Origin of the sequence: Pseudomonas sp. NFX183 (assembly GCF_047943075.1) — a bacterium.
Lineage (GTDB): Bacteria > Pseudomonadota > Gammaproteobacteria > Pseudomonadales > Pseudomonadaceae > Aquipseudomonas.
This window is the reverse complement of sequence record NZ_CP181333.1, coordinates 5,769,601-5,781,616: the sequence shown is the minus strand read 5'-3', so window position 1 is coordinate 5,781,616 and position 12,016 is coordinate 5,769,601. Positions and strand designations below refer to the sequence as shown.

10 protein-coding genes are annotated in these 12,016 nt (G+C 60.7%); 1 reads left to right on the top strand and 9 read right to left on the bottom strand.

Going from position 1 to position 12,016, the window contains the following annotated elements; all coding sequences use genetic code 11:
- Positions 1-207 precede the first annotated feature (207 nt).
- From ACM530_RS26950 to ACM530_RS26910, 9 genes are all read right to left on the bottom strand, one after another.
- A complete protein-coding gene (locus ACM530_RS26950) occupies positions 208-1,146 on the bottom strand; it encodes a carbohydrate kinase family protein (protein WP_416363620.1) in 939 nt (312 codons plus the stop codon).
- 12 nt (positions 1,147-1,158) lie between these two features.
- Positions 1,159-2,640 (bottom strand): xylulokinase, encoded by a 1,482-nt coding sequence (xylB, locus tag ACM530_RS26945; RefSeq protein WP_416363619.1) that lies wholly within the window; start codon positions 2,638-2,640, stop codon positions 1,159-1,161.
- A gap of 138 nt (positions 2,641-2,778) precedes the next feature.
- Complete coding sequence (locus ACM530_RS26940) at positions 2,779-4,260, bottom strand: mannitol dehydrogenase family protein (protein WP_242197165.1); 1,482 nt, start codon at positions 4,258-4,260, stop codon at positions 2,779-2,781.
- Positions 4,261-4,276: 16 nt separating this feature from the next.
- Complete coding sequence (locus tag ACM530_RS26935) at positions 4,277-5,380, bottom strand: ABC transporter ATP-binding protein (RefSeq protein WP_416363618.1); 1,104 nt, start codon at positions 5,378-5,380, stop codon at positions 4,277-4,279.
- A 39-nt stretch (positions 5,381-5,419) separates the two neighbouring features.
- Positions 5,420-6,250, bottom strand: coding sequence for a carbohydrate ABC transporter permease (locus ACM530_RS26930; protein ID WP_016968929.1), 831 nt, complete (start codon positions 6,248-6,250; stop codon positions 5,420-5,422).
- Between the two features lie 10 nt (positions 6,251-6,260).
- Positions 6,261-7,187 (bottom strand): carbohydrate ABC transporter permease, encoded by a 927-nt coding sequence (locus ACM530_RS26925; protein WP_106577881.1) that lies wholly within the window; start codon positions 7,185-7,187, stop codon positions 6,261-6,263.
- A 191-nt stretch (positions 7,188-7,378) separates the two neighbouring features.
- Positions 7,379-8,662, bottom strand: a complete 1,284-nt coding sequence (locus ACM530_RS26920) for an ABC transporter substrate-binding protein (protein WP_404488404.1) — start codon at positions 8,660-8,662, stop codon at positions 7,379-7,381.
- 217 nt (positions 8,663-8,879) lie between these two features.
- Positions 8,880-9,785, bottom strand: coding sequence for a helix-turn-helix domain-containing protein (locus ACM530_RS26915; RefSeq protein WP_416363617.1), 906 nt, complete (start codon positions 9,783-9,785; stop codon positions 8,880-8,882).
- Between the two features lie 72 nt (positions 9,786-9,857).
- Positions 9,858-11,147 carry a glycosyltransferase gene (locus ACM530_RS26910; protein ID WP_416363616.1) on the bottom strand — a complete coding sequence of 430 codons (1,290 nt, stop codon included), beginning with the start codon at positions 11,145-11,147 and terminating at the stop codon, positions 9,858-9,860.
- Between the two features lie 171 nt (positions 11,148-11,318).
- Here ACM530_RS26910 and tpx point away from each other — a divergent pair, with 171 nt between their 5' ends.
- Entirely contained in the window at positions 11,319-11,819 is a 501-nt protein-coding gene (gene tpx, locus ACM530_RS26905; RefSeq protein WP_416363615.1) for a thiol peroxidase, read from the top strand.
- Positions 11,820-12,016: the final 197 nt, after the last annotated feature.

Genomic DNA, 12,016 nt, shown 5'->3' with positions numbered 1-12,016 from the left:
AGTGGGTACACCTTCACTCTCGGCTCGCGGGATTAACCATCGATTAATTTTGCCTTGGCTGACAAAACCTTCATCTTTTTTACCAGCGCACGGTGTTGGCCGACATACAGCCCAACGCGTTGGATGTACCCGTCGCGGTCAGCAGGCTCTACTCGCCCTGACGCTGACTGCAAGCCACGAAAATACGTGGCCTGCAGTCATGGGCAATCAGCCCAGCTGAGCGCGGTACGGCAAGTCCGGCCCGGTCTTGCTGCACGTCAGGGCGGCGGCGCGAATGGCGAAGTCGAGCATGCTGTCGATCTGCTCGCGCGACAGCTGTTGCAAACCCTCTACCGAATCAAGCTGCTGCTCGGTCAGCCAGGCAATCAACGCCGCCTGGAAGGTGTCACCGGCACCCACGGTGTCGGCGATCACCACCTTGACCGCCGGTGCAGACCAACTGCCGTGCTGGCGACTGAACACCGTTGCGCCGTCGCCGCCTCGGGTCAGAAACACCAGTTGGCAACGGTGCTGCAACCAGCCTTGCAGCACGCTTTCCGGCGACTGGTCGGGGTAGAGCAGGTGCAGGTCTTCGTCGCTGACTTTGATCAGGTCGGCATGCTTGACCAACTCGCTCACGCGATCACGCCACAGTTGGATATCCGGCTGCGGGTTGAGCCGCACGTTGGGGTCCAGGCTGATCAGGCGTTTGCCGCTTTCGCGCTTGACCAGGTTCAGCAGCGTGTCGCCGATGGGTTGCACCACCAGCGAAAACGAACCGATGTGCAGCCCACGAATTTCATGGCCCAGCGTGGGCAAATGCACCACCCGCAGCTGGCGGTCGGCGCAGCCTTCGCCGCGAAAGCTATATTGCGGTGAGCCATTGGCGCCCACAGCCACCATCGCCAGCGTGGTCGGCGCGGGAAATTCCACCAGAAATTGCTCACTCACGCCCTCGTCCTTGAGCACTTGCAGCAAGCGCTGGCCGAGAAAATCATTGGACAACCCGCCGAACAACGCGGAGTCGATGCCCAGACGGCGCAAGCCTACGGCCACGTTGAACGGCGAGCCGCCGGCAATCGCCTTGTAATTGACCTTGGACGCCTGACCGCTGGCATCCTCCTCGCTGAAAAAATCAAACAGCGCTTCGCCACACACCAGATACATAGTCGTTCGCTCTTAAAGGGTTGCCACGAGTTGTTGATAGCGCTCGTAAGCGTGTTGGTAGGCAGTGACACTGGCCGCCACCGGCAGCGTGCGGCTGGCCGGGTCGACGCTGACGCATTTGTCGCACAAGCTGGCCAGGGACTCGCCGGACTGGCTCCACGCCGCCTGGATCGCCGCGCCCAGGGCGGCGGCTTCGCTTTGTTCGGTGCAGACGACTTCGGTGTTCATGATATCGGCGACCATCTGACGCCACACCGGGCTTTTTGAACCGCCGCCGATCAGGCGGATGCGCAGGCTTTGCAGGCCGGTCTGGCGCAGCAGGTCCAGGCCATAACGCAGCCCAAAGGTAGTGCCCTCGACCACCGCACGGCACAGGTTGGCGCGCGTCAGGTTGGTCATGGTCAAGCCGTGCACGCTGCCGGTGGCGTGGGGCAGGGCGGGCACACGTTCGCCGTTGAGAAAGGGCAGCATGCTGACGCCGTCGGCGCCAATCGGTGCCTGGGCGACCAAGGCGTTGAAGGCGGCCAGGTCGAGGTCGAACAATTCGCGTATCACGCCGGTGGCGTTGGTCAGGTTCATCGTGCAAATCAACGGCAGCCAACCGCCGCTGGAGGAGCAGAAGGTCGCCACCGACGCTTGTGGGCTCACAGTCGGCTGATCGGCAAACGCATACACGGTGCCCGACGAACCCAGGCTCATGGTGATCACGCCGGGCGCGATGTTGCCGGTGCCGATGGCGCCCATCATGTTGTCGCCGCCGCCGCTGGACACCCTGGCGTTGGGGTTGATGCCCAGGCGTTCGGCGATGGCGGGCAGGATCGTGCCCACGCTTTGATTCGCCTCGATCAGTTCAGGCAGGGCAGCTTGCAGGCGGCCGCTGGGGTCGATGTGCTGAAGCAGCGCCACGTCCCATTCGCGCGTGCGCACGTTGAAATAGCCGGTGCCCGACGCATCGCCGAATTCCGCGACGGCGCGGCCGGTGAGCCAGAAGTTGAGGTAATCGTGGGGTAGCAAGATATGCGCGATGCGTGCGAACACGTCCGGGTGCTGCTCGCGGGTCCACAGCAGTTTGGACACGGTGTAACCCGGTGCAATCGCCACGCCGAGGCGTTCCAGGGAGCCGCTTTCGCCACCCAGGTGTTGCAGCAGGCGGTCGTTTTCCGGTGCGGTTTCGGTGTCGCACCAGAGTTTGGCCGGGCGCAGCACCTGGCCCTGGTCATCCAGCAGCACCAGGCCGTGCTGCTGGCCGGAAACGCCGATGCCGAGGATGTCCTGGCCGTCCACGCCGGCCTGCTGCAAGGCGCGGTGCGTGGCTTCGGTAAAGGCGTCCAGCCATTCCTGGGTATGTTGTTCGCGCCGGCCATTGGCGCCGCTGATCAGCGTGTGGCTGGCGGCGCCCAGGCCCAGTACCTTGCCGCTTGTGGCGTCGAGGACGATAGCCTTGGTGCCTTGGGTGCCGCAGTCGATGCCAAGGTAAAGGTTTTGCTGGGTCATGGTGGAGTGCTCAGCAGTGTTGTTGTTTTGGATTGAAAACCCGATCAACGGTGGGAGGGGTTTGCCCCCGAAAGCAGTGGGTCAGTGAAAGGCATTTGACCGATACACCGCCATCGGGGGCAAGCCCCTCCCACATTGTTAAGCCGGTTTCTTCAGGAGGTGCTGCAGGGTTGCGGTAACGCCGTTATCGCGAAGGCTTGCATAGCACCGCTCAAACGCTGCCACAAACTCGGGAGAGTTGGGAATAGCCTTGCCAAAAATCTCCTCCACACCCAGCAACCGCTGGCTGATCAACGCATCATCGCTCACCAGTCCCTGACAGAACGCCGCGCGCGGATCAGGGATTTTGTAGCTCACGCCATTCTCATCGACGCCCTTCAAGTACAGCGCCCAGGCCGCGACCACCAGCGCCGCGCGCTCGGTCTCACGCCCATCCGCAATCAGACGGTTAATGGTCGGCACGGTGAACTTGGGAAACTTCGACGACCCGTCCGAACACACCCGCTCCAACTGGTCGGCAATCGCCTGATTGGAGAAGCGATCCACCAGGGTCTGCTTGTACTCGGTCAGGTCGATGCCCGGCACCGGCGCCAGGTTGGGTGTGACGTCCAGGTCCATATAGGCGCGCATATAAGCCACAAACACTGGGTCGTTCATGGTCTCGTGCACAAACCGGTAACCCTTGAGAAAACCCAGGTAAGTCAGGGCCAGGTGGCTGCCGTTGAGCAGGCCGATCTTCATCTCTTCGTAGGGCGTGACGTCATCGGTGAACTGTACGCCGACCTTTTCCCAGGCCGGGCGTCCATTGACGAACTTGTCTTCCAGCACCCACTGCACGAAGGGTTCGCACACCACCGGCCAGGCATCGTCGATGCCATGGTCGTCATGCAGCTGCAAGCGGTGGGCGGTGCTGGTCATCGGCGTGATGCGGTCGACCATCGCGTTCGGGAAGCTCACGTTGGCCTTGATCCACGCGTGCAGCTCGGCGTTGTGCAGGGCGGCGAAGGCCAGCAGCGCTTTGCGTGTGACGGCGCCGTTGTGCGGCAGGTTATCGCAGGACATCACCGTAAACGCCGGCACACCGGCCGCGCGACGTTGAGTAAGCGCCGCGCAGATAAAGCCGAACACGGTTTTCGGCGATTTGGGGTGCGCCAGGTCATGCTGGATCTGCGGCAGGTGGGCCATGAACTCGCCGTTGCTGTCGTCGATGCAGTAGCCGCCTTCGGTGATGGTCAACGAAACGATGCGAATCTGCGGGTCGGCCAGCTTGTCGATCAACGCCTGGGCGCCGTCTTCGGCCAGCAGCATGTCGCTGATCGAGCCGATCACGCGCACTTCGGTGTCGTCGGTATCGCCCAGTTCATACAGGGTGAACAGGTAATCCTGGCCAGCCAGGTCATCGCGAGCCTTGCGGTCTTCGGCGCGCAGGCCGACCCCACAGATGCTCCAGTCGAGGCCCTCGCCCGTGTTCATCAATGCATCGGTGTAATACGCCTGGTGCGCGCGGTGGAAACCGCCGACGCCGATATGCGCGATGCCCTGCGTGGTGCTGGCAATCGCATAGGCCGGGATCTTCACGTGCGGCGCCAGTTGGGTCAGGTTCTGTTTATTCAGTTTCATCACAAATCTCACGAAATCAGGCGGCAGCGCGCAGTGGGCGGGTCACGGCCACGCCGTCGGTGTCGAACAGATGGCAGTGCGCCGGGTCCAGGTGCAGGTGCAGGGTCTCGCCGTACTGGCTGGCCATGTCGCCACGAATGCGCATGGTCAGCGGCTCGCCGTTGGCAGTGATCACGTGGCAGAAGGTGTCGCTGCCCAGGCGTTCGCCAACGTCGGCGGTGACGGTCAGCGTGGTTTGGCCGGGCGAGGCGATTTCCAGGTGCTCCGGACGAATGCCCAAGGTCACCGCGCTGCCGACGCTCAGGGTGGCGCCGCTCAATGGCAGGCTGATGCTGGTGCCGGCGTCCAGTTGCACGTCGCAGCCATGGCCTTCGACGCGGGTGACTTTGCCCTTGAGAAAGCCCATTTTCGGCGTGCCCAGAAAGCCTGCCACAAACAGGTTGGCCGGCTGGTGGTACAGCTCCAGCGGCGAGCCGACTTGTTCAATGCGGCCGCTGTTGAGCACCACCACTTTGTCGGCCAGGGTCATGGCTTCGACCTGGTCGTGGGTCACGTAAATCATGGTCGCCTGCAGCTCTTTATGCAGACGCGCGAGCTCCAGGCGCATCTGCACGCGCAGGGCGGCGTCGAGGTTGGACAGCGGTTCATCGAACAGGAAGATCTTCGGGTTACGCACAATCGCGCGGCCGATGGCCACACGCTGACGCTGGCCGCCGGACAACTGTTTGGGCTTGCGCTCCAGCAGCGGGCCGAGCTCAAGGATGCGCGCCGCTTCGCTGACCTTGCTGTCCACCAGCTTCTTGTCGACGCCGGCCAGGTCCAGGGCAAACGACATGTTCTTGCGCACGCTCATGTGCGGGTACAGCGCGTAGGTCTGAAACACCATCGCCAGGTCGCGCTTGGCTGGGGTGACTTCGGTGATGTCGCGACCATCGAGCTCGATGGTGCCTTCGGTGACTTCTTCAAGGCCGGCGATCAGACGCAGCAGGGTGGATTTACCGCAGCCCGAGGGGCCGACAAAGACCACGAATTCCTTGTCGTTCACTTCCAGGTCGATGCCCTTGATGATGGAAAAGCCTTCGAAGCCTTTTTGCAGATTCTTGATTTTCAGGTTGGCCATGGGATGGGCCTCCGCTTTGAATTTTTTATTGAAAGACCGTTATTTCACGGCGCCGAAGGACAAACCGCGCACCAGCTGTTTCTGGCTGATCCAGCCGAAAATCAGGATCGGCGCACAGGCCAGGGTCGACACGGCCGACAATTTGGCCCAGAACAAGCCTTCGGGGCTGGAGTAGGAGGCGATCAGCGCGGTCAGCGGCGCGGCATTCGAGGAGGTCAGGTTTAACGACCAGAACGCCTCGTTCCAGCACAGGATCAGCGACAGCAATACCGTGGAAGCCAGGCCACCCTTGGCAATCGGCAGCAGCACGCGGACCATTTCCTGCCACAGCGTGGCGCCATCCAGGCGGGCGGCTTCGAGGATGTCCTTGGGAATGTCTTTGAAGTAGGTGTAAACCATCCATACCACAATCGGCAGGTTGATCAGGGTGTAGATGATGATCAGCGCAATGCGCGTATCCAGCAGGCCAAAGCTCTTGGCCAGCAGGTAGATCGGCATCAGCACGCCCACCGGCGGCAGCATCTTGGTGGACAGCATCCACAGCAGCGTGCCCTTGGTGCGCTGGGTTTCGTAGAACGCCATGGAGTAGGCGGCCGGTACCGAAATCAGCAGGCACAAGGCCGTGGCGCTGAACGAAATCACCACGGAGTTCCAGGCGTAGGCGAAGTAGTTGCTGCGCTCGTTGATGTGCAGGTAGTTCTCCAGCGTCGGCGTGAAGATGAACTGCGGCGGGGTGGCGAACGCGTCGATTTCGGTCTTGAAGCTGGTCAGCACCATCCAGAAGATCGGGAAGAAAATCAGGATCGCGATGGCCCAGGCCAGGGTGCCGAGCAACAGGCTTTGCAGGCGGCGGGATTGTTGAAGCGTCATGGCGCGGCCCTCAAGGCTTGTCAGTCAGGTTTTTGCCGATCATCCGCACCAGGATGATCGCCGCGATATTGGCGATGACCACGGCAATCAAGCCGCCGGCCGAGGCCATGCCCACGTCGAACTGCACCAGCGCCTGGTTGTAGATCAGGTAGGCGAGGTTGGTCGAGGCGTAACCCGGGCCACCGTTGGTGGTGGTGAAGATTTCGGCAAACACCGAGAGCAAAAAGATCGTTTCGATCATCACCACCACGGCAATCGGGCGCGCCAGGTGGGGCAGGGTCAGGTGCCAGAAGATCGCGATGGCGCCGGCACCGTCCAGGCGTGCGGCTTCCTTTTGTTCCTGGTCCAGGGACTGCATGGCGGTCATCAGTAGCAGGATGGCGAAGGGCAGCCATTGCCACGACACAATGATGATGATCGACAGCAATGGGTAGTGCGCCAGCCAGTCCACGGGCTCGGCGCCGAACAGCTTCCATACGGCGGCGAGAATCCCCGACACCGGATGAAAAATCAGGTTCTTCCAGATCAGCGCACCGACGGTGGGCATGATGAAGAACGGCGAAATCAACATCACCCGCACCACGCCACGGCCGAAAAACTCACTGGCCTCAAGCAAGGCGCTGATCAACACGCCGAACACCACGCTGATCAACAGCACGCTGCCCACCAGCAGCAAGGTATTGGTGGCGCCGGGCAGGAAGCCCGAGTCGGTGATGAAGTACGTGAAGTTTTCCAGGCCCACGAATTGGTTTTCGCCGGGGTAGAGCAGGTTGTAGCGGATCAGCGAAAAGTACAGGGTCATGCCCAGCGGCACGATCATCCACAGCAGCAGCAAGGCCACCGAGGGGCTGACGAGGAACCAGCCGGGGTTGGCCAGGCGGCTTTTGCGCGGCTTTTCAGGCGCGGCGGTTTGCACTTTGGCAGTGGTGGTATTCATAGGGTCAGAACCAGTCAAGTACGTGCAGAGCGAGAGTCGAAGCGCGGTCAGTGTGGGAGCTGGCTTGTGTGGGAGCTGGCTTGCCTGCGATGGCATCAACTCGGTTTAAACAGAAAGACCGAGGTGTCTGTATCGCAGGCAAGCCAGCTCTCACATAAAGCAGTTCCCACATTTACAGGGGGATGCCTGCTTTACTTGGGATAACCCGCCCGCTTCATTTCACGTTCGGTGGTGGTCTGCGCGGCGGCCAAGGCTTGATCCACCGTTTGCTGACCGGTCAGCGCGCCCGAGAAGAACTTGCCGACCTGGGTACCAATCGCCTGGAACTCAGGAATGGTCACCAACTGGATACCGATATACGGCACCGGCTTGAGGGTCGGTTTGGTCGGGTCGGCGACTTTCAGCGATTCCAGCGTTACCTTGGCGAACGGTGCGGCCTTCATGTATTCGTCGCTGTAGGTCGACTTGCGCGTGCCTGGCGGTACGTTGGCAATGCCGTCGGTCTTGGCCACGAGCTGGCTGTATTCCTTGGACGTTGCCCAACTGGTGAAGACCTTGGCGGCGTCCTTGGCTTTGGAGCTGGTGGGGATCGCCAGGCTCCAGGAGTACAGCCACGACGTGCCCTTGTCGGTCGTCTCGTGCGGGGCGAAGGTGAAGCCCACGTGGTCGGAGACCTTGCTCTGAGTCTTGTCGGTGACAAAGGAGCCGGCCACGCTGGCATCGACCCAGATCGCGCACTTGCCGCTGTTGAACAGCGCCAGGTTTTCGTTGAAACCGTTGCTGGAAGCGCCCGGCGGGCCGGATTTCTTCATGTTGTCGACGTAGAAGTTCAGCGCGTCCTTCCACTCGGGGCCGTTGAATTCGGGTTGCCACTTCTCATCGAACCAGCGCGCGCCGTAGCCGTTGGCCAGGGTCGTGATCAGCGCCATGTTTTCACCCCAACCGGCTTTGCCGCGCAGGCACAGGCCGTACTGCTCTTTGGTCTTGTCGGTGAGTTTGGCCGCGAATTCGCCGATCTGGGTCCAGGTCGGGTGCTCGGGCATAGTCAGCCCGGCGTCCTTGAACAGGTCGGTGCGGTAGTAGGTGATCGAGCTTTCGGCGTAGAACGGCAGGGCGTACAGCGAGCCCTTGACGGACAAACCGTCACGCACTGAAGGGAAAACATCATCGAGGTCGTAGGACGCCGGCAGATCTTTCATCGGCTCCAGCCAGCCTTTGGCGCCCCAGAGTGCGGCTTCGTACATGCCGATGGTCAACACGTCGAACTGTCCGCCCTGGGTGGCGATGTCGGTGGTCAGGCGTTGGCGCAGCACGTTTTCTTCGAGCACCACCCAGTTCAACTTGATGTCCGGATGCTCGGTCTCGAAGGTCTTCGAGAGTTTTTGCATGCGGATCATGTCGCTGTTGTTGACGGTGGCAATGGTCAGGGTTTGCGCGCCAAAACTGACGGCGCTGAGGGTCATGCATACAGTCATGCAAGAACAGGCAAGCAGCGTTTTTGCTGTGAACTTCATCGCGCACTCCATTTCTGCGCCCAGGGGCTACAGAAGGACAGTTATTGTTGTTGTGTCTTCCCACGAACAGTCAGGAAGAGTGTGCGTTGATTACAGCCTTCAAATGGGGTTATGACAAATCCTTGGGCGCACTTGGACTGATACTTTTTTGCACTCATCACTTTGCTTGCTGAACCAGTTAAGCCAGGTTCTGTTCCGTCAGCCGCTGCACCGCCAGGCGCCGGTAGTGGGAGGGCGTCATGCCTTTGAGCTGCTGAAAGCGCCGGTTGAAGTTGGAGATGTTGTTGAAACCCGACTCGAAGCACACGTCGGTCACGGCTTTATCGCCGTCTGCCAGCAATTCGCAGGACTTGCTGATGCGCAGCCGGTTGACGAACTCGATAAAGGTGCGCCCCGTGGCCTGTTTGAATACGCGGGAAAAATACGTCGGCTTCATCCCCAGGTATTCCGCGACTTCCTCCAGCGACAATTCGCGGGCGTAGTGGGCGAAAATGTAGTCCACCGCGCGGTTGGTGCGGTCGATGCTGTGCTCGTCCGCCAGTTGCGGGGTGGTCACGCCAGACAACAATTGGTAGTGCTCACACGCGCTCAGCACTTCCAGCAGGATAAAGAAATGCCCCAGGCGCGCCATGCCCTGGGCCTCTTCGATGCGTTGCATCAACGTCATGGCCTGGGCGATGGTTTTTTTGCAGCGGAACTCGATGCCGTATTGCGCACGTTCCAGCAACGGCGCCAGGCTCTTGAGTTCGGTAAAGATCTGACTGCCGCCCTCAAACAGCTCGTCGGTGAAGTTGACCAGCATGTCGCGCTTGGGCACGACCTCGTCTTCCTCCACCTGGCTGATCCAGTTGTGGGGCAGGTTGGGGCCGGTGAGGAACAGGCTTTCCGGATAAAAATTGCCGATGTAGTCGCCGATAAATACCTTGCCGGAGCTGGCGACAATCAAGTGCAGCTCGTATTCCTTGTGGAAATGCCAGCGCACCAGCGGGCAGGGGAAGCCGTGTTGGCGATAGATGATGGACAGACCGTTGTGATCGTCCATCAGCTCGTAGGAAGGGTCGGTGACTCGCGTTGCTCGGGTCATGCTGCCGTCGCTTTATTGTGGTTGCTGCCAAGGATAATGCCCCCTTGCGCGCGACCTCGCCAGCCTCGGTGTTTACACGCTGCGGTTTTTGGCCTCGATCCACTGGGACATGTACTGCGTACTTTTATGCGCATGGTGGCGCAGCATGCTGCCGGTGAAGTTGTCCCGGCGATGGGCCGCGAGCTGGAGGCGGCACTGCTCCAGGCATTGCACCAGCGCCGGGCCGTGCAGGGCCTTGTCGTAGCGGCGGGCAAGCAGGCGGCGGCCATCCTCCTGGGCCTGGGTCCACCGTTCGCGGTCCTGGTACAGCGCCACGGCGGCCGCTGCCAGGGCTGGCGCGCTGTGTTCGACCGCACCCGGCCACGGTTGCTCATCACCCATGCCTTCGGCGCCGATGGGCGTGGTGACATTCGGCGTGCCGCAGAGCATTGCGTCCATCAGCTTGCCCTTGATCCCGGCGCCGAAGCGCAGCGGTGCCAGGCAGATACGCGCGGCGCCCATGACTTGCAGGGCGTCTTCGGCCCAGTTCATCACATGAAAGCCCTGCGCCGGGTTGTGCAATGCCGTGGCCTTGGGCGGGGTGTAGGAACCGTAGATATGTAACTGTGCTCCTGGCAATTGCTGACGGATCAGCGGCCACAGGCTGCTCTTCATCCACAACACCGCATCCCAGTTGGGCGCATGGCGGAAATTGCCAATGCTCAGGAAGTGCGCGCGGTCCTCGAACGGTGCGAAGGGTTCGGTCGGCGGTTCCAGCATCAACGGGCACCCGTGGAGCAGGGCGGCGGGCACCTTGAACTGTTCGGTGAGCAGGCGGATTTCCACGTCGGAGATCACCAGGCTGATATCACAGCGGTAAATCGCTGCGATCTCGCGCTTGGCCAGGTCGGTGTCGGCCATCCGCCGGAATTCTTCCTTTAACGCTGGATTGAACAGTGCGCTGAAGTCATCGCTCTCGGGGTGGGCCTTGAGGTGGTCCTTGAAACGCTGGTGGCGAGCGTCCCGCAAGCTCTGCAAGTCGGACGTTTCCAGCACGCGCAGGGCGTCCGGGCAGCATTTCTCCACGCGCCAGCCGAATTGCTCTTCCATCATGAAACGGTCGAACACCACGATATCCGGGGCCAACTCACGAATAAAATCATCGAAACTGCTGTTATTGAGCTGGATGGCGCATTCGGTGATGCCCAGCGCCGGCAAGTCGGCCTTGTGCTCGCCCACGGTTGCCGGGCTGCTGAACGTGATGTCCCAGCCCTGGTCCAGGAAGCTCTGCAATATCTGCATCATGTGCCCGCCGGCGGCCGAGGAGCGTGGTTCCGGCCAGACATAACCAATGACCAGGACTTTGGTGGCGGGCTGATTCATCAACAACGAATTCCTTGAAGGGCGGGCGAAAAGCGCGCAATTAAACCATAGCCGTTGTTAATCGGGCGCCCGCGTGACAATTTACGCCCGGCCATAGGTAGCTTCGCCCGTTTGTGGTTAACTTCCGCGTCTCGAATTCGTTTCAATAAACCCAGCATAAGGATTCTCTTCATGGCTCAAGTCACCCATCGTGGTAACCCAATCAAGGTTGAAGGCGAGCTGCCGCAAACCGGTACCCAGGCCCCCGATTTCATCCTGACTGCCGGCGACCTGTCGGACGCAACCCTGGCCACCTTCGCCGGCAAGCGCAAAGTACTGAACATCTTCCCAAGTGTTGACACCCCAACCTGCGCCACTTCGGTACGCAAGTTCAACGCCCAGGCCAACGACCTGAACAACGCCGTGGTGCTGTGCATTTCCAGCGACCTGCCGTTTGCCCAGGCCCGTTTCTGCGGCACTGAAGGCCTGGAAAACGTGAAGAACCTGTCGGATTTCCGCGACCCGGGCTTCGCCGTTGACTTCGGTGTGTCGATTGTCGAAGGCGCGCTGCGCGGCCTGACCGCCCGTGCCGTTGTGGTACTGGACGAAAACAACAACGTGCTGCACAGCGAGTTGGTCAGCGAAATCGGCCAAGAGCCGAACTACGAAGCCGCCCTGGCTGTTTTGAAGTAACTGTTTCAGCGCATTACTGTCTTTTCGCAGTAACACGCTTGATAGATGATTGCGGCCTGGCCTAGTCCAGGCCGTTTTCATTTAGAGTCAGCGGCTTAGCTAAATAGCCCATAAACTAAGGCCAGAAGTTAAAAGTTGTAATCCAAGGTAAATAGCCGGTAAAGGCGCTTTTCTTAATGCGCCTCAGTGCTTATCTT